This is a genomic window from Fictibacillus enclensis (assembly GCF_030123385.1).
In the GTDB taxonomy this organism is placed as follows: Bacteria; Bacillota; Bacilli; order Bacillales; family Fictibacillaceae; genus Fictibacillus_C; species Fictibacillus_C enclensis.
Genome location: NZ_CP126109.1, coordinates 1,285,931 through 1,305,860 on the forward strand (window position 1 = coordinate 1,285,931; position 19,930 = coordinate 1,305,860).

Consider the following 19,930-nt stretch of genomic DNA (forward strand, 5'->3'; position numbering starts at 1 on the left):
GATTAGAAGAAAGGGAGGGATAAGGTTGAATGCAGAATGGTTTTTTCAAGTATCCGAAGAAATATATATTGTTTGCAATGAACAAGGCATGATCCAACAGACGAACTCAGCTTGGAATAACCTCACTGGCTATGAACAACAGGAGATCCTTCACCGGCCATTAATCAGTTTTTTTCCACCTGAACTGCATGAGCAATTTACACGCTGGAGCAGTGGGCTCCGTTCTTCGGAATACGCCCATTTTGATTGCAAGGTTATGGGCAAAACAGGGGATATCAGACATGTGAAATGGACCCATGGAACCATTGTTAATAATCAATTGTTGTATTTAAAAGGTATTCTCTCGCCGATTAGTGATGGAAAAGCCGCGCTTGAACTCCACAAATCCGTCATCGAAAAGCAAGCGGACCCTGCGGTTATGATCGATCTTGAAACCAATGTACTGGCTATAAATCCAGCTTTTGAAGAATTGTTTGGCTGGTCACAGGATGAAATGATTGGACGGACCTTGCCTAACATGCCCCCGTTGTTGTATCCCAGTTTCCTTCATTATTTGGAAGTGGCCAAAACCGGCCAAAAAATTGCAAATCTTGAAACACAGAGACTTAAAAAGAATAGAGAATTGCTAAATGTAAGCGTTACCGTTTCTCCGGTTAAAGATCAAAATGGCAATGTAATTGCCTTAAGTGCGGTAACAAGAGATATCTCCAAGCGTAAACAGATCGAGTGGGAATTGGTAAGAAAAACAGCGGAATTGAAGGAAGCCAATAAACGGTGTGAAACGATTCTTGAAAGCATCACGGATGGCTTTTATACATTGGATGAGGAATTACGATTCACATACATGAACAAACCGCTCCAGAAAATGTGGAAAATTCCTGCGGAAGAGCTGCTGGGCAAGGTAATATCGGATGCTTTCCCGGTTGTTCTGCAGCACCCTTTTAAAGAGCATTTCAGAAAAACCATCGAACAACAAGTTCCATGCAATTTTCAAGTGTATTCAGATACATTCGACAAATATTTTGATATTCGGACCTATCCAACGGACAACGGTGTTGCCGTGTTTTTAAAAGACTACACCGAGCTTCAGAACGTTCTCCAGAGACTGCAGGAAAGCCAGGAAATTCTCCGTGAAATAACGGAGAATGCTAAGGAGAGCTTTTGCATCCATTCACCGGACTTCTCCAAAATCTATTTTCTTAGCGCTGGCGGAGAAGATATTTTAGGCAAGCCCTTAGCTGAGATTCTGAATAACCCGGTGCTCGCCTTGCAATGCATTCATCCGGAGGATCAGGAAGCTGTACGCTCTACCGGCGAAAAACGTCCGGAAACGATTATTAACATTGACTACCGGCTGAACCATCCCAAAAGAGGACAGCGCTGGATCCGCTGGCGGCGATATCCTGTATTTCCGGTAAAAGATAAGGTTTTCAAAAACGTCAGCATCTGGGAGGATATCACCGATCTGAAAGAAAAGGAACAACAGATTAAAAAAACGGAGAAATTCGAGATTGTCAGTCAGCTGGCTGCCGGGGTTGCGCATGAAATTAGAAACCCTCTAACGACAATTAAAGGGTTTCTGCAAATGAACCAACATACGGTTAATATCCCGTATGAAGAAATTATCATGTCTGAGCTTGAAACGATTGAGCAAATTCTTCATGAATTTTTAATCCTTGCGAAGCCGCACCATGAAATAAGGCTTGTAAAGAAAAATATATCCCTTATATTGAAAGACTTTCTGAGACAAATGAAGAAAGAGCCCTTTCTGCAAAACATTACAATGATTCCAGACCTGAATTTTGATCTTCCTTTTATCAAATGCGATGAAAAAAACATTCGCCAGCTCATGTTAAATTTGTTCAAAAATGCTTCAGACGCCATGCCGAATGGCGGTAAACTTTGGATATCTTCCTTTGTGAAAGAGCATCAGGTGAATATAACCATCAGAGATAATGGCCAGGGCATGCCGGCTGAGCGTCTCGACCGAGTGGGAGAACCCTTTTATTCCAATAAAGAAAAAGGAATTGGTCTCGGATTGATGGTATCCAGGAAAATTATGCAGATTCATGAGGGGACCATTGACCTGAAAAGTGAAGAAGGACGGGGAACGACCGTTATCCTGCGGTTTCCACTATAAAAGAAAAGCTGCCGCTCAGCTTCGAAGAAGGTCGAAGCTTTGAGCAGCAGCTTTTTGCAGGTGCAAATCTTTCATGTCATGAGCATAAAGCAGGAGAACGGCTGTGGTGTAAAGAGCTTTAAACCGGGCAAGTTCTTTGGTCTCGGGAGTGACTTCACCGTAAATTTGATAAAAGCGATCCCGGCCCTCTGGAGGAAGAAAGCTATAAACGATGGACAAATCCACGGCGGGGTGGTCCACATGAACATCGCCCCAGTCGATAATACCAGCTACTACTCCTTCTTTATTAACAATCATGTTGCGGATATGCAGATCCCCATGGACAAGGATGGTTTGTCCGCTAATGTCATGAGTAGAGGTACGTAAGGCGATTCGTATTAACTCATCAACCTCACTGTACAAACCAAGCGATCTTATTTTCTCTAAAAACTCAAGCAGCCTTGGCTTTCGTTTGTGAACATCCAGCCGGTCCAGTTCATCAAAGGGCACACCTGTTTTTAATGCTTTTTCAACTGGATAAGAGTGGAGCACACCTAGAAAGATTGCAAGGTGAGCCGCTGATTTCACCCGCTGTTCATAAGATAAATTCCCTGGTGGGTGTCCGGGAAGAAGATGATAGCCTGTATACAGCCACGGAAACAGGCCCGGTTCCGGACAGCCAAAAAAGCAAGGAGTGGCAATGGGAATAGGCAATACCTCTGCCAGTAGTGGAAGCAATGCGTTTTCTGTTTTCAAAAGCGGCACGGCAATGGAGCGGCGCGGAAACCGAAATACATATTGGTCGTTTACGGCATAGACCGTATTGTCAAATCCTTTGCCAAGCTCAGCCACACGGGCTGGCGATAATTGTGGAAACTGAGCTTCGATGAGCTGTTTGGCGAGCAAGGGGGTAACGACGACCTCAGCATCCCATACATTTCCCATAACAATCCTCCTACTGCGAATAAATTCATAGGATTAAATTATATAATTGATAGGAAAAATGGCAAGCGAAACCCAAAAGACACATTCCAGCCAAAATCATGATGGTTCTCATCACGTTCACGCTCATCAGCTTTTTGGAAAAATGAACGGTGAACACCAGATTAAGGTTCCATAAAAATAAGCCCAGTAGTATCGCAATGCTGCAGAGTACAGAAAAAGCAACTGAATGGGTAGCAGTGAGTACATGCAGGGAAGTACCGAATACTCCAAACCAAAAAATTAAGCTGATCGGATTGGCAATGGAAATCATGAACCCTGTCATATAGGCGCCTTTTGGGCTGATTTCTTTAGAAACTGTATATTCGCTTTCTTTTTTTTGAAAAGCATGACTGAAGCTTTGCCAGCATAATAGCGTTAAAAGAACGATTCCGATTACATACATACTGATCTGCACACCTGATATTTGCATGAAATCCCCCAGGCCAAAGTTAATGCCTAAAAGCAGCAGTACATCTCCTGTCAATCCGCCGAGTCCCACACACCAGGAGGCTAGAAACCCTTCCGTTAATCCCCGTCTCATGACTTCAATATTCATCGGCCCGACCGGTGCGGCCAAACTTAATCCCAATACGATAAAATGAATAAATATCACCCAATCCTTCATTCCCGCCACTCCTTCTTGTCCCTTCACTAATTCTATGCGGGTTGATGGACAGGACATGCCTGACAGTGGATATTTCAAAACACCCCTCATGTTTCATGATATCTAAAATGTGGAAGATAACGGATGTACTTAAAAGAAGTAAGGGAGGATTTTTTAGTGCAACCACATAAGCTTTACATTAATGGTGAATATGTACCTTCCACATCCAATGAGACGATCGATATCCTAAACCCGTCAACCGAAGAGGTGGTCTCTTCTATTTATAACGGGACGAAAGAAGATGTTGATAAAGCAATAAACGCTGCGTTTGAAGCGCAAAAGCAATGGGAAAAGGTTCCGAGTTTCAAGCGCGGAAAAGCAGTCCGAAAGCTGGGGGATTTGATTCAGGAGAAAAGAGAAACCTTCATTCAGCTGTTGTCTGAAGAACAGGGCAAACCGTACGATGCGGCCAGCATGGAGGTCGATACAGCGATTGAGTATTTCCACTATATGTCTGAATGGGCGCGCCGCATTGAAGGGGAAATAATCCCCAGCGACCGGCCAAATGAAAATATATTGATCTACCGCAAGCCAATTGGTGTCGTGGCCGGTATTGTTCCATGGAACTTTCCAGTGTTTATTTTGGCAAGAAAGGTTGCGACCGCACTCATTACGGGATGCTCCATTGTCCTGAAACCGAGCCAGCAAACCCCGAACACGGCAGTCGAGTTTACTAAGCTCATCGACAGCATGAAAGAGGAGATTCCGGCCGGTGTTTACAATTTGGTTACCGGTAAAGGATCGGTGATCGGCAATGCGATGGCCTCCCATCCGAAAGTAGGCATCGTGACGATGACAGGCAGTATTGGTGCCGGGTCAAAAGTTATGGAAGCTGCCTCAAAAAATATTACGAAGGTAAACCTTGAGCTTGGCGGCAAAGCCCCGGCTATCGTAACTCAGCATGCAGATCTTGATTTGGCTGTGGACAAGATCAAGACTTCAAGAATCACGAACGCCGGGCAGGCTTGTACGAACGCAGAACGAGTCTATGTTCATGAAAGTGTGGCTGATGCGTTTGTTGATAAAATGGTTAACGCAATGAGAGATATCACCGTTGGCAAGGCATCAGAAGATCGTACAGAAATGGGACCGCTAGTCAGCCAGGACAGACTGGAAACCGTTCATGAAATGGTGGAGAGTGCCGTGAGCAGTGGAGCCAAGGTGGCAACGGGCGGCAAGCGTGCCGATATGGATAAGGGGTTCTTTTATGAACCGACAGTTATTACGAACGTCACTCAGGAGATGAAAATTATCCAGCAGGAGATTTTTGGACCTGTTTTGCCGGTCGTAACATACAACACTCTTGACCAGGCCATTGAATGGGCCAATGATTCAGAGTATGGATTGTCATCTTCCATCTATACAGAGAACGTGCATGAAGCGATGAGAGCAGCGAATGAATTAAAATATGGAGAAACATTCGTGAACCGTGAAAACTTTGAAGCGATTCAGGGCTATCATGCCGGCCAGAGAAAGTCCGGACTGGGTGGTGCGGACGGCAAGCACGGCATCGAAGACTTCCTCGTGACCCATGCGGTTTATATGGAATACAAGAATGATATTCAGTAATGAAAGTTGAGAAGCCTGGCAGGGAATGCCGGGCTTTTTGATTCATTCTGGAAAAAAAGCACAACTGTTTAGTATGGACAGGCTGGGAGCATGAAAGCAGCGGGAAGTTTGTGAAAGAATATGTACCTGCATTGTTAAATAAAGCAAAGCTGAAAGAGGATGTTATCGAACTTAAAAGAGAAGGTGTTAAAGTAGAAGAATTATGCCGGTAGTCCAGAAGGTGTCACTAAAAGGGAATGCCATTTAAGTCATAGTGGTTTAAAGGGATTATGAAATAGAAAAAAGACGTCCTAAAAGAACGTCTTTTTGGCGTTTTGCGGCGAGAGACAGCACTCCACATTGTGCATTGCCTAAAATCGGCGGGTCAATCTCGTCTTATGCAAAATAAGCTCATCGCAAAAATTAGTATATCATGGTTATTGATGAATGTGAAGAGCAATGATAAACAAATCCAGCTCGATTCTTGATGTAACCGCACTTATACCGGCGGATGTTTACTTCATAAAACCGATAAATCATCACGGCCCGTTTTTTGGGCCTTTTGGAATTTAACTAAAGTAAAAGACAAAAAAGCGGATGATGCGATTAAACAAGCACCAAGAATATAAACCCATCTTATACCGAGGAAATCTGCAATAAAACCAAAAAGAGCAATTGAACTTCCTGTTACAGTCGATAAAATAATACTTCTCGAAGCATATACTTTAGGAAGAATTTGATTATCCACATTCGTTTGGATAACAGTTTGTTGAGATACGTCTCTAAGTTGATAGGCGGGACCCATTAAGACACAAAGAACCAGAGAAAGTATCGGCGTGCTGCTCAAGCCATAAAACAATGTGAATAACGCAAAAAGCGAAGAACCAATGGCCATATTGATCACTAAATGGTTCTGAATTTTTCTGGCTAACCAAAAAGTAAAGAAACCACCGAGAATAGTACCAACGTAATAACTGGAATTAATATACCCCCACCATTGTGCATCTTGATGCAATACTTCTTTTACATAAACCAAGGTAAGGGCACCTACCCAGATTGTTCCCGCAACTCCTTCAATTAGGTCCATTATGGTCACCAATTTTAATGTCTGATTATGCCACAAAAGAGACCATCCTTCTTTTAAAGTAGCCCATTTGGATTGAACTATTTTTGGCTGTCTCTCAGTTTTGATTGAACCAGAGGTAAAGCCTAAACTAATGGTAGCGAGCCACAACAAAATAACAGCTCCAATGAGTGTTGGCATATGTCCCATTTTAACGACTATAAATCCAGTAAAAGTGTAACCAGCGATTTGTACGGTTTGGCTGGTCACCGACAATAAGCTATTTGCCTTGACCAGGTTTTCTTTTTCAATCAGTTTAGGTACCACTGAACTCAAAATAGGACTGCCCCATCCTTCAATAAAGGATATGAATAACACAAAAATCAAAAGAAAGGTGATACTTGAAGTAAAGAATGAAAAATTGAATGTCAACCCAGTTAAGAGAGCCGCTTTCAACAATTGAAGTGATACCAATAATTTTGAATACGTAGCTTTTTCAAATAGAAGTGGTGCAGTAAAACCAGCAGCAAAATTAGCTAAAGCTTTCAGGAGAGGAAATAATGAAGCTTGAAAAGCAGAACCTGTCTGTTGATATATAAAAGTTGTAATCACCATAATATAGATGACATCCGCTAATGAAATGCTCGTTGAAGCAAACCAATAAAAGTAAAAAGGCGTTTTCATTAAAAAACCATCCATTCAAGAAAGGATTTAATGCTTATAGCACGGATCTATTTATAAACTTATTATACAAAAATGTATAGAAAATAAAATGAAATTTTTGAAATTTATAATTTTTTTAAGAATACGACAAAAAATCAGTATTGGTGACTGGATTTATAATCAAAGGAAGGGAATATGGTGCTAATTAGCGTACATTACTAAGTAAGAACGCTTAAGGGGTTTTCATTATGAATTTTTAGAGCCATTTTTTCTTCTAAAAGGGTTTGGATATACATTCATTTTCATGTTAATATTTGGTGGTTACTATAAATATGGAATACTTACTGTCATAGGTGTGGCTGCGCTCACATCAACTGCTATATCTTTGATTGCATACAGTATCAAACATATTTCATTAATTGATTTATCCAAAAAGGTAAAGTAACAGCCAAGCTCGTGTACTGCACCACAAATTTTAGACAGCGTCTAAAATTTCGAGGTGCTTTTCTTTTAGGTGATTTACGAACGTGCAGGTGTATAAACAGGAACGGCACCGAAGTAAGCCGTACATTATAATGGCAGAATACAAGCAAGTGGAGGAGATTTTTATGAAAAAAGTAAAAACGAATGCGATGAGAATTCTGGACAAGGAAAAAATAGACTATGAATCAATGAATTACAGTACGGATGATGGAAAAATAGATGGTGTGTCTGTGGCCCGCAAAATCGGAAGAGAGCCGGGAACCGTATACAAGACACTGGTTGCACAAGGGGCAGGAAAAGAATATTACGTTTTTGTAATCCCAGTGGAAGCGGAGCTGGATTTGAAAAAAGCAGCAAAGGCAGCTGGCGAGAAAAAAGTAGAGATGCTGGCGGTCAAAGACCTGCTTCCTGTCACAGGATATGTTCGTGGCGGCTGTTCACCGATCGGGATGAAAAAGCTCTATTCCACAATTGTAGAAGAGCAAGCAGCCGAGCTGGAAACGGTCATTGTAAGCGCGGGAAAAATCGGTCATCAAGTAGAATTGTCTCCTCAAGATTTAATGAAGGTAACTAATGGCCGATATGCGAATGTATCTAAATAGTTGGAAAGAGGACCTTACAACATTGTGAGAAAGTTGTAAGTTGTCTCGATGTCGAATCACAAACTTTTCTTATAAATTAGAAAGAGAAAAAAGAAAAAGGATATTTTAAAAAATTACAGGGGGTACTAAATGGATTTTACTCAATTTAATAATGAGACGTTTCGAAGCATTAATCAGCTTGCGGATCCTTTGTCTGCTTTAAATCCCTTTATGGTGTTTATGGCAGAGTATATGTTGTATATTCTGGGAATCGTGTTATTCGGTTATGTTTTGACCCGTTCCAAGCGCAATCGGGTGATGGTGGTTTTCGCAATCGTAAGCTGTCTGGTGGCAGAGATCTTCGGGAGGCTGGCAGGGCTGTTCTATTCTCATCATCAGCCGTTTTCCGTACTGCCGGATGTGAACCAGTTGATTGAACACGCCATTGATAACTCCTTTCCAAGCGACCACTCGATTATTTTTTTCTCCGTCTGTATGGTTTTGTTGCTTTTCAAAAGGAAGACAGGAGCTATCTGGATGTTCATCGCGTGCTGCGTGGCCATCTTCCGGGTCTGGGTTGGAGTGCATTACCCCGTGGATGTGGTGACAGGCGGGCTGCTCGGTATTTTTTCTGCAGTACTTGTAGTGAAAACCATGTCCGCTATGCCTTTTGCCAAAATGGATGCTTCAAAAAAGGGAGTCGAATATCTTTAAAATGCAGCGGTTCAATTAAACAACTTGACCGTTTTTTTGCTATAATAGACGGAATATTTCCATTGCGAAAGCGAAAGGAAGAACCAAAGTGTCGCTCACCACTGTTTTAATGACCCATGAGAATATGGATCGCTGTGTTTCGCTTTATCAGCAGGTGTTCAACCGTGAACCCTGGAACGAGAGCTGGACAAATGAAACGGCAGGGGAAAGACTGCGCGATCTTGTGAATACCCCGAAGTTTTTCGGATTTATGTATTATGAAGGAGAGGAGCTGGTGGGATTCATTGCAGGCAACAGCAAGAGAACCTTTCAGGGACTCACGTACTATATCGCGGAATGCTGCGTGAACTCAGAGATTCAAGGAAAAGGCTATGGATCAAGAATGTTAAAACTCCTTGAAGATGAATTAAAAGGAAGAGGAGTATGGAGTATTTATTTGTTAACCGTATCAGAGGGGCTTGCCCAAACGTTTTATGAGAAAAACGGATACCACGTGAACGAAAACCGGCTGGTCATGAATAAAAGCCTTTAAAAGGAGGAAACCACATGATTACCTATCCGTCTTTAGAAAAAGGGACAACAATTGGTGTTACCGCCCCATCCTCAGGTCTGTCCGACGCGCTTCACCCTTTGCTGAATCAGGCAATGGAGAGAATGGAAAAAGCGGGTTACAAGGTGGTTTGCGGAAAAACACCATGGACGCAGCATAAGGCAAAGTCAGCGGATGCAAAAGTAAGAGCCGCAGAATTCAATGACATGATGAAAGGACAGGACATCGATATCATTATCCCTCCCTGGGGCGGGGAGCTGTTGATCGAAATGCTGCCTTTCGTTGATTATTCCATAAAAAAACCAAAATGGATCCTCGGTTATTCTGACATAAGTGTTTTGCTGCTGGCGATTACTTTAACTACAGGAATGGCAACGGCTCACGGTACAAACCTGATCGATTTGAGGGGAGAAGAAACGGATGCCACAACAGCGATGTGGGAAACGGTATTGTCCGTACCAGAAGGTGATTCGGTGCTGCAACATTCCTCTAGGAAGTATCAGGAAAAATGGGATCACGAAAATCCTTCGTCTCATGTCTATCATCTGACAGAAAAGACCGAATGGAAAACGGTATCCGGTCAGACTGAACAAATAAAAGGTCGTCTATTGGGTGGATGTATTGATGTCATCCGTCATCTAGTTGGCACTCCATTTGGCCATGTTGAAGGTTTTAAGAAAGAACATATTCCTGGCGAACCATTGATTTGGTATTTGGAGAATTGTGAGCTGAATACGGCCGATCTTCGACGCTCATTGGTGCAAATGAAGCTGGCCGGCTGGTTTGACGGGTGCTCTGGAATTTTATTTGGCCGAAGTGCTGCCAATGAACCAGTGGGCGGCTACACTGTTGAAGATGTTTATCAAGATCTCGCAAAAGAGCTGCAGATCCCGATCATCTATGACATCGACTGCGGACATGTGCCGCCGCAGGTTACATTCATTAACGGTGCCTGGGCAGAAGTGGAGGTATCCGGAGGGAAAGGGACCGTCCTGCAGCACTTTAAGCCGTGATCCGCTTTTTTCGATATATTTTAATAAAAATGATAAGATGCTAGAAATATCTATTTGAAAGGATGATAGAAATGGCCATTGATAGTGTTAGACAACATTTCAAACAATTCAACCGTGAACAAGACGTAATGGAGTTTGACGCATCCAGTGCAACGGTGCAAGAGGCGGCTGATACGATAGGCGTTATTCCTGCACGGATTGCGAAAACCCTTTCGTTCAGGGGAGAGGGCGATCAGGCAATCCTTGTTGTGGCAGCAGGAGATGCCAAGATCGATAACAAGAAGTTCCGCCAGCATTTTGGATTCAAGGCCCGGATGCTTTCACCAGAAGAGGTCCTGGACCAAACCGGACACGCGATCGGAGGAGTTTGTCCTTTCGGTTTGAAAAATGATCTCGATGTGTATCTCGATGAATCCATGATGCGCTTTGATACGCTCTTTCCGGCATGCGGCAGCTCAAACTCTGCCATTGAGCTGACCTGTGAGGAATTGGTTACATACGCCTCAGCCAAAGAATGGGTGGATATCTGCAAAGGCTGGGAAAGCGAAAAAACCGAAGCAGAAAAAGTAAAAAGCCATTCTTAAAAGTAAGGATCCTGATCAGGGTCCTTTTTTTGTGGGATTTTTTGAAATTATCAACTTTTTCCAAGTGTTCTTCGTCTATAGTAATAGAGAGGGGCAGAGGGAGTGAAATTATGCACATACTGTCATTTGATAGAAAGCCAGACTTTACAGAAGCAATGACACAGGAAGAAATGATGGAACAAGTCATGAAGGACTATGGAAACGAAGTGCTGTATCTTTGCTATACCTATGTGAAGGAATGGAATCTGGCCGAGGACCTGGCGCAGGATGTTTTTTTGAAGGTCTATGAAAAGGCAGATACGTTCAAAGGGGAGGCCAAGCTGAAAACATGGCTGTACAAGATCGCAGCCAACCACTGCAAGGATTATATTAAAAGCGCGCATTACCGGTATTCCATGGTGACGCATAAAATCCACCGTATACAGAGAGGAGAAGAATATGCTCTATCGGCACATTTTTAAACTGCCATTGAAGTACCGTGAAGTTATTTTTTTATACTATTATGAAGAACTGACCCTTCAGGAAATCAGCGATACACTTAATGCCAATCTGAGTACGATCAAATCCAGATTAACGAAAGCGAGATTGCTGCTGAAAGATGCGATCAAAGGAGGGAAGTAAAATGGAAGAGCTCAAAGATTTACGGAATCATATGAAGACAACGGTCTTCAACGGCCACCATTATGATGAAAGTAACCGGAGGACCGTTCATCAGCGATACAAAAGCATGAAGACAGAAAAAAGGACAAAACGCCGACGTCCAGTGGTTATGACGGCTGTCAGTCTGGCTGTTTGCGCCTTGCTCTTCTTTTTAACGACCACCATTGTAACGGATCATAAAGGGAAACTCGATCCTTCTTCAGGAAAAACCATAACTAAAACCGAGATGAAACAACAACAAATTGTGAAAGAGGCGACTAAAAAGGGAGAAGTAGTGTCGTATTTAAATGAAAAGTGGATTCCTGACAGCAAAACCAAAAATCTTGAGTACATGCTGCGTCTCAAGAAAAAAGAAGAGCAGGGCAAGCCTTTTAAGACCACCATCCATTATTTTCTTGGCGACAAGGTTTATCAGAATACAATTGAATATAACGGAAAAAAAATCATTTACAAAAATACGGTGCCTGCTCTTGGCGAACCGAAAACGTATGAATGCAAAGCCTTCAGTGACTCCACAATACAGCTCGAAGGCTGCACGGGAGTAAAAGAAGGATATGATGTCCTTGTCGTGCCTGTGATGTTATCAGATATGAGGTATGCGGAGGCGAAACAATGAAGAAACCAATCAGCACGTTTATCGTTACGTTAGTAGGAAACATCGTACTCAATTTTGTCTGTTCATGGGCGGCAAAGGTTTCATTTATCGATGTGGCGTTCATCACAGGTCTGGCATCAGCTGTCATACTGAAATTTTTTACGTCAAGCGGAGGGTTCTTCTCCAACTCCGCGAGACTTCAGGCACAGGCGCAGACAGGAATAAAAGGAGAAGAGGAGAAAAAGGCTTTTTCTCCCGGTATTTCCTTTTATACAGCAGTTGGCTATACGATCTGTTCGGTCATTGCAACGGCAATATATTATAGGGAGTATTTTCTATAGAAGAAAACTTGAAAGCACTGCCGTGAATCCATCTTACACGGTCAGCACCTTGTTTTGTTTTAGCCACCTTTAATGAAGCTTCAGCAGGGTCCAGTCCAATAACCTTGAAGCCTTTCACTGCCAGACGACAGGCAAACGTTCCGGTTCCGCAGCCGATATCAAGTACAGTGTGAGCATCAAATTCATTAACCATAGACTCGTAAACATCTAAATCAGAACGGTCAGAGTCAAAAGGATCATAAATAGATGCGAGTCTTGGATTCTCAAATATTTCATCAGCCATCAAAAAAACCCTCCTGTCCAAAACCAAATCCTCCTTAAAGTGCCCCGCCTATATCTATTCTTTTGAGATTATGATTAACCTTTAAGAGTAATCAAAATTGACCATAGAATACAAAAAAGGCAAGAAATAATTGGATTATTTTCCCGGAGAACATGATATAGTGAAAGGGGGATTTCCCCGTTAGTATTCAGTAAAAGGAGGCTGCCACGTCATGATTATCAAATGGATGAGAGTCAGATAATGATAGGTGCAGACCTGCTGCTCCGTTACGAGTAAAAGTTCTGCGCCTGATCGACCCGGCGTTGAATACCAAAAGTACGGAGGGAATGTTATGATGGAAAAAATAATTTCATGTAATGGAATGGATATTTGTACAGAAAACGTTGGAAATCCGGAGGATCCGGCTATTTTACTGATCATGGGAGCCATGTCCTCGCTTGATTGGTGGGATGAAGATTTCTGTTCGGCGCTGGCTGCGGAGGGAAGATATGTTATCCGGTACGATCACCGTGATTTGGGCAAATCTGTTGTGTATGAACCGGGGACGTCCAATTACACCATTACCGACCTGGCTGATGATGCCATCCACGTGCTGGACGCGTATGCTTTGGAAAAAGCTCATGTTGTCGGCATGTCCATGGGCGGAATGGTCGGTCAGATTCTTGCCGTTCGGAATCCAGAGCGCGTCCAATCACTGACGCTCATTGCTTCAAGTGTGTTTGGAACAGAACAGGAAAAGCTTCCGCCAATGGATCAAAAAATTCTTGATCACCATGGAAAGGGTTCTTCCTTAGACTGGTCCGACCGGGATGCGGTTATTTCGTATCTGGCAGGAGGCTGGAGAACACTGGCCGGCTCCAAGCCCTTTGAAAAAGAACGGATGTACCGGTTGGCAGGAAGAGAAATGAACCGGGCACGGCAGCTGCAGAGCAGGTTCAATCATGCGCTGCTGGGTGGTGGAGAAGAATTTTACGACCGAATGGGTGAGATTGCGGTTCCAGCAGTAGTAATCCATGGTACGGAAGATCCTGCTCTTCCTTTTGAGCATGGGAAGGCGCTTGCCAGGGCCATTCCTCATTCTCAATTGATTTCTCTTGAGGGCTCAGGCCATGAACTGCATCGTACAGATTGGGATACAATCATAGCATCCATTGTAAAAACAAGTTCTCTGATAGAAAATAATAGATAAACTGAAATAGAGCAGCTGTCACTTTTGACAGTTGCTTTTCTTTGGTCTGATGTTTAAAGCGAAGCATACAACGGGAAATAAAAAAGTAACGTTACAGAATCGGAGGAACCACATGTCTATCGCATTGAAGCCAACAGAAAGCATCAGATGCCAAAGCGAATATGATTCCCTTGCCCGTGTCATTGTATGTGAACCACAGTACATGTCCATCTCAGAGGTTATCAATGAAACCCAACGGCATTATGCTGCAGAAAATATAAACAGAAGCTTAGCCTCCGCACAGCATAAAGAATTTGTACACGCGCTTCGCAATCAAGGTGTGGAAGTTGTTGAATTGCCACCAGATCATCAATATCCGGAACAAGTATTTACCCGTGATATCGGATTTACCATAGATTCCACTGTTTTTCTCTCTACGATGGAAAGCTCTATTAGAAAAGGTGAAGTAGAAATATTGAAGAAATGGCTCATTTCCCAAAAGGCAACGATGCAGCCGTTGCCTGATACGAAAATTGAGGGCGGAGACGTAATCGCCGACAGGGACAATGTGTTTGTCGGGGTAAGCGGCCGGACATCAGATATTTCCATCCAGACATTACGCAACCATCTACCGGAAAAAAACGTGATGGCCATTCCTTTTGATAAAAAGTATCTGCATCTGGACTGTGTCTTCAATATTCTTTCTCCCCGGAAAGCATTGATTTACCCTCCTGCTTTTCAAGAAAAAGAACTGAACATTCTATCCAAAATGTACGACACCATTGAAGTAAGCAAGGAAGAACAGTTTACCCTGGGCACCAATGTTCTTTCCATTGGGAATAAGAAGGTATTCAGTTTGCCCGTTAACAAGAAGGTTAACAGCCAGCTCCGGGAAAGAGGCTATGAAGTCATTGAAGTGGATTTATCGGAAATCATTAAATCCGGAGGCTCTTTCCGCTGCTGCACATTGCCTCTGGTAAGGTATGCCAATTAGCATGCTTGCCGTTTAACTAACTGGGTATAAGGGAACGACTCCTGTGTAACGATAAATAAATTTTTACTTGGGAGTGGTAAGTTGAAAACAGCCAATCGATACCTATTAGAGAAAGAAGATATGACAAAACCTGAAATCGTGCCAAAATGGGTGATTGAAGAGTATAAGAACTTTCATCAAACGGTAACAGACAAGACCTTTCCCTGCTATTTCGGGATGAGTGCCGAAAAAAAGGGTGAGCTTCGTTACGCATATGTTAGCCAGAACGATTGGTCCAACCTGCCGGGCGCTGTCGAAGAATTCATGGAACTGTTCGATGCGCCGAAACTGATCCGGCACGGATTATTTGTATTTGTGGAGCCGGAAACTGAAGAGAAGTCCATTCCTTACTATAGAGAGTATTTCTGGAACCTGCTTCAATATATGCATGAAGAGGATCATGTTCCCTGGCCTGAGGATAAACCCATCGATCCCGATCACTATTTGTGGAACTTCACGTTTGCAGGAGAGCCATTCTTTGTGTTTGGAAACGCACCTGCCTACAAACAAAGAAAAACGCGGGATCTTGGAAACAGCCTTGTGCTGGGATTTCAGCCCAGACGTATCTTTGAAGGGCTGGAAGGAACGTCAAAGGGAGGAATCATGTCCCGGGAAAAGGTAAGGGAAAGGGTAGAGAAATGGGACAACCTGCCAACACATCCCAATATCAGCCATTACGGGGATCCTGAACACAAAGAATGGAAGCAATATTTTATCGGCGACGATGTTAAACCCATTGTAGGCAAGTGTCCTTTTCATCATAAATCAAAAGAAAATTAAAGTGTCAGCATACGCAATGGTGCCGGTTCATCGAATTTCCAAGATGGCTGGCACCATTTTTCTTATTTCATGGTACAATGGTAGAAGTTTTACCGCTGAATTTGAACGTTGTGTGTAAATCATTTGATAATGGGGAAATTTTCCGGCGTTTTCGCTACGATATAACGTATGTGAAGAGCGTTTTTCGTCTATGAGATTTATTGACAGATAAATGTGAAAGGTGAAGTTTCATTCATGAGATTTTTTAGTTTGCGATTTTTACTGCTGTTGGTTTGTGTCGCTGTCTTGGCGGTAATGCTGCTCTATTATTTTACGAATATTACTATTCCGGGGCAGCGATCCGTTTCAGGTATTGTCCAAAATGTTAAAGACATGGCTTCCATTGAAAAAGAAAATAATGTGTTAAAAGCCAAACTGGAGGAACAGGAAACTCTTTCTGTACAGCAATTGGAGTTAAAGCGGGAAAATAAAAACCTTCAGGCTGTTGTAGATAAAACAAAAGAAGTGGAACAATATAATCCTTTGCAGGCGAGTGTGATGCACCGGGATGCAGATCCGGCAAACTGGTATGAAACGGTTATTGTTGACAAGGGAAGTAATGATGACGTTCAGGAGAACATGGCCGTCGTGACCAAGGATGGATTGATCGGCAAGATCACACAGGTTAAACCGACATTTTCTGAAGTAAAACTGCTATCCAGCAAAGACAAAAGATACCGTATTTCCGCGACCATTCAAGGCAAAAAAAATGTAAACGGCATACTGAACGGCTTTGATCCAAGCAATAAGTATTTAATGGTCCGTGACATTCTGAATAAGAATCTTAAAAAGGGTGAAAAGGTAGTCACTTCAGGTCTGGGAGAAATATTGCCTCCGAATCTGGATATCGGAACCATTGTTAAAGTGAAGCCCGATCCTTATGGCCTGACAAGCATCGCCTATATTAAGCCAACGGCGGACTTTTATGATATCAATCAGGTGATCATTCTCAGAACAGGGAAAAAAGCATAAAATCATTTCCAAATATATTAAAGGTACATACTTACAAATACTTATTAACTAAAAATAGAGGTTTAAACTATTTTTTATAGGATATGTTAAGGATAGTAAGAAAAGTAGTGTACTCTTTAATAAGGAGATGAAACGAATGGCTGCAATCAATCTGGCTGTTATCTATTACAGCTCGACAGGAACGAACTACCAACTGGCGAAGTGGGCTGCCGAAAGTGGAAAAGAAACAGGTGCTGAGGTCAAAGTATTGAAGATTCCTGAACTGGCTCCTCTTGAAGCAATTGAATCCAATGCTGCCTGGAAAGCTCATGTCGAGGAAACGAAACATGTTCCGGAAGTATCGTTAAGCGATTTAGAGTGGGCGGATGCGATTATTTTCAGTGTTCCGACCCGTTTTGGGAACGTTCCGTCACAAGTTAAACAGTTTCTTGATACGACAGGCGGACTTTGGTTCCAGGGTAAACTGGTTAACAAGGTAGTAAGTGCCATGACTTCTGCTCAAAATCCACACGGCGGACAGGAAGCCACTATATTAGCTCTATACACCACAATGTATCATTGGGGTGCGATTGTGGCCACACCGGGATATACAGATCCTGTACTCTATGGAGCCGGAGGAAATCCTTACGGTACAAGTGTTACCGTCGATCAGAGCGGCAATATGGTTGAAGACGTTCAGGGTGCGGTGAAGCACCAGGCGAAACGTACCGTAAACGTAGCTCAGTGGGTCAAGCAGGGCAACCAATAATTGAAAATGAAAAAGGTAAAAGCTGGTCTCCTACTATGGAAACCGGCTTTTACCTTTTTTACGTTCCGGCAGGTGCACCTCCGCTGCCAGCAGAAGGTGCAGGAGGGGCGGTTCCTCCAGATGGAGGGGCTGCTGCAGGAGGAGCAGGTGTCAATGGAACGGACGCCCCTGTATCAGGAGGTGCGGTGCTCTGACTGGCAGGCTCAAGTGTACCCTGAATGGGCACAAGAAGAGGGCCTACCACTAGAGAGGTGGGGGGAGTATCGAAGGTGGATCCTGCGGAGATGGATTCAGCATCTCCGATCAGTAAAACAGAAGATATGCTCACACCTATGATATTGAACTGATGAACAGCCAGCTTTCGGTTGACAATTTTCACATTCACGGACGTCACCTCTCAAAGGAAAATCCCTATTGCCTCTATGTGTATGGAAGGGACAGAAACTTTATGTATACCGCAAAAAGCAGTTCACCCCATCGTGAACTGCTTTTTGTTCTCAGCTGTTTTTTTGAAGCCGTAGTCCTCCAAGGTTTTTACGGTTGAAGGTTTTTGTAAGTATTGGTAAAACGCTTTTGCTTCTTTTTTGTGTTTAGTGTCTTTAATGATGCCGACGGGATAAACGATTGGACTGTGGGTCTTTGGATCAGCCGAAGCAACAATCTGTACTTTCTTTGAGATCAGGGCATCTGTTTTGTATACAACCCCGGCATCAACATTTCCGGTTTCCACATAGGAAAGAACCTGGCGAACATCCTTGGCATACACAAGTTTGGACTGTAGAGTATTCCAGAGCTTCATGTTTTTAAAGGATTCCTTGGCATAGGATCCGGCTGGCACGGCTTCAGGTGTTCCAATGGAAATCTTTTTTATGGAAGACTTCGAAAGGTCGGTGAATGTCGAGATCTTTGCCTCTGAATCCTTCGGTACAACCAGTACAACATCATTACCGACAAGGTTGATGCCTTCGCTCTTTTTAATCATTCCTTCCTTCACCAGCACATCAAACTTATCTTCTGCGGCGGAAAAGAATAAATCTGAAGGAGCACCTTGAGAAATTTGCTGCTGAAGGGTGCCGGAAGCTCCGAAATTGAAACGGAGCTTAACGTTTGGATGCTCTTTTTCATACGTTTTCTGTATGTCAGTCAGGGCATCTTTAAGGCTCGCGGCAGCAGAGATCGTCAGCTCTGTCGTTTTCTTGCTGCTTGCGTTTTTGTCGTTAGACTGATTCTCTCCGCAAGCGGACAAAATTGAAAATAAAAAAAGAAAGAGTACGAGATAAACCGTTTTTTTCAACTCCATATCCCTCATTTCAAATAAAGTAGGTTTATTATAACTTATTATAATTAGTTATAACTAGTTATAACTAAGATTATTAAGGCGAGAGAGAATACATTTTCCTTAAAATTAGATACACTAATAACGTGGAGGGATCGTATGGATAAACCAGTATCATATACCATAGAAGAAGTAGCCGACCGGTTAAGAGTTTCAAAGCTTACCATCTATGATCTGATCAAAAAAGGCGAGCTGCCGGCTTATCGGGTCGGCAGGCAGATGCGAATTGATGACCAAGATCTTGAAGCATATAAAAACAGCTCAAAAACCGTGCAGAAGCCACAAAAAAGCAAGGAGCCTCCATCAAAAAGAGAACAGCTGGTCATCAGCGGACAGGATATGGTGCTTGATTTTCTTGGCAAGCATTTAGAACCGAAGCTTGGCACGTCTCCTTTAAGGTGGTATATGGGCAGTCTGAACAGCTTAATGGCCATGTACCAGGGACAGTGCGATATTGTGAGCGTCCATTTATTTGATGGTGAAAGCCGGACCTATAACGTGCCGTATGTGAAGCGCATTTTAATCAGCGAACCTTTTGCCTTGATCAACCTGGTATGCAGAACTGCCGGCATTTATGTGAAAAAGGGGAATCCCCTTGGAATTAAAACCTGGAGTGATCTCGCCAAACCGGGTGTAACCATCGTTAACCGTGAAAAGGGAGCGGGTGCACGGGTGCTGCTGGATGAACAGCTGAGGCTCGCCGGGCTTTCCCGTGAATATATTTCAGGATACAACACCGAGTACACCAGCCATTTTTCAATTGCCTCTGCCGTTGCAGGCGGACAGGCGGATGCCGGGGTAGGAATTGAGAATGTAGCCAAGATGGCTGAAGTGGATTTTATTCCCTTGATCCAGGAACAATACGATCTGGTTGTGCTAAAAGACAACCGAAACCTCCTTAAGCTCGTGAGGGACACCATCACTTCACACGAATTTCAAACCCAGGTTAGCCAGTTAAAAGGCTATAACCTGCACCTCTCAGGAGAAATTGTATATGAAACGTAACTAA

General features: G+C 43.1%; 23 protein-coding genes. 17 read left to right on the plus strand and 6 right to left on the minus strand.

Annotation, left to right across the window (positions count from 1 at the left end; genetic code table 11):
* Positions 1–25 precede the first annotated feature (25 nt).
* The gene (locus tag QNH15_RS06940; protein WP_283893566.1) at positions 26–2,140 is read left to right on the plus strand and encodes a PAS domain S-box protein; all 2,115 of its coding nucleotides are present in this window, start codon (positions 26–28) and stop codon (positions 2,138–2,140) included.
* Between the two features lie 15 nt (positions 2,141–2,155).
* Here the strand turns inward: QNH15_RS06940 and QNH15_RS06945 are convergent, their stop codons facing one another.
* Complete coding sequence (locus QNH15_RS06945) at positions 2,156–3,064, minus strand: phosphotransferase (RefSeq protein WP_283893568.1); 909 nt, start codon at positions 3,062–3,064, stop codon at positions 2,156–2,158.
* 25 nt (positions 3,065–3,089) lie between these two features.
* The gene (locus QNH15_RS06950) at positions 3,090–3,806 is read right to left on the minus strand and encodes a LysE family translocator (protein ID WP_283893569.1); all 717 of its coding nucleotides are present in this window, start codon (positions 3,804–3,806) and stop codon (positions 3,090–3,092) included.
* A 78-nt stretch (positions 3,807–3,884) separates the two neighbouring features.
* Between QNH15_RS06950 and aldA the strand changes: the two genes are divergently transcribed.
* Positions 3,885–5,336, plus strand: coding sequence for an aldehyde dehydrogenase (gene aldA, locus QNH15_RS06955; RefSeq protein ID WP_283893570.1), 1,452 nt, complete (start codon positions 3,885–3,887; stop codon positions 5,334–5,336).
* A 499-nt stretch (positions 5,337–5,835) separates the two neighbouring features.
* Here aldA and QNH15_RS06960 read toward each other — a convergent pair whose 3' ends face one another.
* Positions 5,836–7,062, minus strand: coding sequence for an MFS transporter (locus QNH15_RS06960; protein WP_283893571.1), 1,227 nt, complete (start codon positions 7,060–7,062; stop codon positions 5,836–5,838).
* A gap of 587 nt (positions 7,063–7,649) precedes the next feature.
* Here QNH15_RS06960 and ybaK point away from each other — a divergent pair.
* The 9 genes from ybaK (at position 7,650) to QNH15_RS07005 (ending at position 12,562) form a co-directional block, all read left to right on the plus strand.
* Complete coding sequence (gene ybaK, locus QNH15_RS06965) at positions 7,650–8,126, plus strand: Cys-tRNA(Pro) deacylase (protein WP_283893572.1); 477 nt, start codon at positions 7,650–7,652, stop codon at positions 8,124–8,126.
* Between the two features lie 129 nt (positions 8,127–8,255).
* Entirely contained in the window at positions 8,256–8,819 is a 564-nt protein-coding gene (locus QNH15_RS06970) for an undecaprenyl-diphosphatase (RefSeq protein ID WP_283893573.1), read from the plus strand.
* Between the two features lie 88 nt (positions 8,820–8,907).
* Complete coding sequence (locus tag QNH15_RS06975; RefSeq protein ID WP_283893575.1) at positions 8,908–9,351, plus strand: GNAT family N-acetyltransferase; 444 nt, start codon at positions 8,908–8,910, stop codon at positions 9,349–9,351.
* 14 nt (positions 9,352–9,365) lie between these two features.
* On the plus strand, positions 9,366–10,382 hold the full coding sequence (locus QNH15_RS06980) for a S66 family peptidase (RefSeq protein WP_283893576.1): 1,017 nt from the start codon (positions 9,366–9,368) through the stop codon (positions 10,380–10,382).
* A gap of 71 nt (positions 10,383–10,453) precedes the next feature.
* A complete protein-coding gene (locus QNH15_RS06985) occupies positions 10,454–10,966 on the plus strand; it encodes a YbaK/EbsC family protein (protein ID WP_283893577.1) in 513 nt (170 codons plus the stop codon).
* 110 nt (positions 10,967–11,076) lie between these two features.
* Positions 11,077–11,427, plus strand: coding sequence for a sigma-70 family RNA polymerase sigma factor (locus QNH15_RS06990; protein ID WP_283893579.1), 351 nt, complete (start codon positions 11,077–11,079; stop codon positions 11,425–11,427).
* Complete coding sequence (locus QNH15_RS06995) at positions 11,405–11,587, plus strand: sigma factor-like helix-turn-helix DNA-binding protein (RefSeq protein WP_283893581.1); 183 nt, start codon at positions 11,405–11,407, stop codon at positions 11,585–11,587. Before QNH15_RS06990 ends, QNH15_RS06995 begins: the two co-directional genes overlap by 23 nt.
* 1 nt (position 11,588) lies before the next feature.
* Entirely contained in the window at positions 11,589–12,242 is a 654-nt protein-coding gene (locus QNH15_RS07000; RefSeq protein ID WP_283893609.1) for a hypothetical protein, read from the plus strand.
* Positions 12,239–12,562 (plus strand): hypothetical protein, encoded by a 324-nt coding sequence (locus QNH15_RS07005; protein WP_283893610.1) that lies wholly within the window; start codon positions 12,239–12,241, stop codon positions 12,560–12,562. The genes QNH15_RS07000 and QNH15_RS07005 overlap by 4 nt, the downstream gene beginning before the upstream one ends.
* On the opposite strand, the gene QNH15_RS07010 is transcribed toward QNH15_RS07005, so the two are convergent.
* Positions 12,522–12,845: a class I SAM-dependent methyltransferase gene (locus tag QNH15_RS07010; RefSeq protein WP_283893612.1), complete on the minus strand. Its 324-nt coding sequence runs from the start codon at positions 12,843–12,845 to the stop codon at positions 12,522–12,524. The genes QNH15_RS07005 and QNH15_RS07010 overlap by 41 nt on opposite strands.
* Positions 12,846–13,176: 331 nt before the next feature.
* Here QNH15_RS07010 and mle point away from each other — a divergent pair, with 331 nt between their 5' ends.
* The 5 genes from mle (at position 13,177) to wrbA (ending at position 17,585) form a co-directional block, all read left to right on the plus strand.
* On the plus strand, positions 13,177–14,034 hold the full coding sequence (gene mle / locus QNH15_RS07015; protein WP_283893614.1) for an alpha/beta fold macrolide esterase: 858 nt from the start codon (positions 13,177–13,179) through the stop codon (positions 14,032–14,034).
* A 112-nt stretch (positions 14,035–14,146) separates the two neighbouring features.
* Positions 14,147–15,007: a dimethylarginine dimethylaminohydrolase family protein gene (locus QNH15_RS07020; protein ID WP_283893616.1), complete on the plus strand. Its 861-nt coding sequence runs from the start codon at positions 14,147–14,149 to the stop codon at positions 15,005–15,007.
* Between the two features lie 120 nt (positions 15,008–15,127).
* On the plus strand, positions 15,128–15,826 hold the full coding sequence (locus QNH15_RS07025; RefSeq protein WP_283895461.1) for a YqcI/YcgG family protein: 699 nt from the start codon (positions 15,128–15,130) through the stop codon (positions 15,824–15,826).
* Between the two features lie 234 nt (positions 15,827–16,060).
* A complete protein-coding gene (gene mreC, locus QNH15_RS07030) occupies positions 16,061–16,837 on the plus strand; it encodes a rod shape-determining protein MreC (protein ID WP_283893618.1) in 777 nt (258 codons plus the stop codon).
* Between the two features lie 136 nt (positions 16,838–16,973).
* Entirely contained in the window at positions 16,974–17,585 is a 612-nt protein-coding gene (gene wrbA, locus QNH15_RS07035; protein ID WP_283893620.1) for an NAD(P)H:quinone oxidoreductase, read from the plus strand.
* Positions 17,586–17,643: 58 nt separating this feature from the next.
* On the opposite strand, the gene QNH15_RS26170 is transcribed toward wrbA, so the two are convergent.
* Together QNH15_RS26170 and modA are read right to left on the minus strand one after the other, a co-directional pair.
* Positions 17,644–17,970 (minus strand): hypothetical protein, encoded by a 327-nt coding sequence (locus QNH15_RS26170; protein ID WP_430667131.1) that lies wholly within the window; start codon positions 17,968–17,970, stop codon positions 17,644–17,646.
* Positions 17,971–18,054: 84 nt separating this feature from the next.
* Positions 18,055–18,885: a molybdate ABC transporter substrate-binding protein gene (modA, locus tag QNH15_RS07045; RefSeq protein ID WP_430667132.1), complete on the minus strand. Its 831-nt coding sequence runs from the start codon at positions 18,883–18,885 to the stop codon at positions 18,055–18,057.
* Positions 18,886–19,020: 135 nt separating this feature from the next.
* Here modA and QNH15_RS07050 point away from each other — a divergent pair, with 135 nt between their 5' ends.
* Positions 19,021–19,926, plus strand: a complete 906-nt coding sequence (locus QNH15_RS07050) for a substrate-binding domain-containing protein (protein WP_283893624.1) — start codon at positions 19,021–19,023, stop codon at positions 19,924–19,926.
* Positions 19,927–19,930: the final 4 nt, after the last annotated feature.

Bases quoted from the DNA above. Each gene is read 5' to 3' on its own strand.
- QNH15_RS07010 (WP_283893612.1), bottom strand. From the start codon at position 12,845: ATGGCTGATGAAATATTTGAGAATCCAAGACTCGCATCTATTTATGAT.
- QNH15_RS07020 (WP_283893616.1), top strand. From the start codon at position 14,147: ATGTCTATCGCATTGAAGCCAACAGAAAGCATCAGATGCCAAAGCGAA.
- QNH15_RS06995 (WP_283893581.1), top strand. From the start codon at position 11,405: ATGCTCTATCGGCACATTTTTAAACTGCCATTGAAGTACCGTGAAGTT.
- QNH15_RS07000 (WP_283893609.1), top strand. From the start codon at position 11,589: ATGGAAGAGCTCAAAGATTTACGGAATCATATGAAGACAACGGTCTTC.
- mle (WP_283893614.1), top strand. From the start codon at position 13,177: ATGATGGAAAAAATAATTTCATGTAATGGAATGGATATTTGTACAGAA.
- QNH15_RS06970 (WP_283893573.1), top strand. From the start codon at position 8,256: ATGGATTTTACTCAATTTAATAATGAGACGTTTCGAAGCATTAATCAG.
- ybaK (WP_283893572.1), top strand. From the start codon at position 7,650: ATGAAAAAAGTAAAAACGAATGCGATGAGAATTCTGGACAAGGAAAAA.
- mreC (WP_283893618.1), top strand. From the start codon at position 16,061: ATGAGATTTTTTAGTTTGCGATTTTTACTGCTGTTGGTTTGTGTCGCT.
- modA (WP_430667132.1), bottom strand. From the start codon at position 18,885: ATGGAGTTGAAAAAAACGGTTTATCTCGTACTCTTTCTTTTTTTATTT.
- QNH15_RS06990 (WP_283893579.1), top strand. From the start codon at position 11,077: ATGCACATACTGTCATTTGATAGAAAGCCAGACTTTACAGAAGCAATG.
- wrbA (WP_283893620.1), top strand. From the start codon at position 16,974: ATGGCTGCAATCAATCTGGCTGTTATCTATTACAGCTCGACAGGAACG.
- QNH15_RS07005 (WP_283893610.1), top strand. From the start codon at position 12,239: ATGAAGAAACCAATCAGCACGTTTATCGTTACGTTAGTAGGAAACATC.
- QNH15_RS06980 (WP_283893576.1), top strand. From the start codon at position 9,366: ATGATTACCTATCCGTCTTTAGAAAAAGGGACAACAATTGGTGTTACC.
- QNH15_RS07050 (WP_283893624.1), top strand. From the start codon at position 19,021: ATGGATAAACCAGTATCATATACCATAGAAGAAGTAGCCGACCGGTTA.
- QNH15_RS06945 (WP_283893568.1), bottom strand. From the start codon at position 3,064: ATGGGAAATGTATGGGATGCTGAGGTCGTCGTTACCCCCTTGCTCGCC.
- QNH15_RS07025 (WP_283895461.1), top strand. From the start codon at position 15,128: ATGACAAAACCTGAAATCGTGCCAAAATGGGTGATTGAAGAGTATAAG.
- QNH15_RS06960 (WP_283893571.1), bottom strand. From the start codon at position 7,062: ATGAAAACGCCTTTTTACTTTTATTGGTTTGCTTCAACGAGCATTTCA.
- QNH15_RS06985 (WP_283893577.1), top strand. From the start codon at position 10,454: ATGGCCATTGATAGTGTTAGACAACATTTCAAACAATTCAACCGTGAA.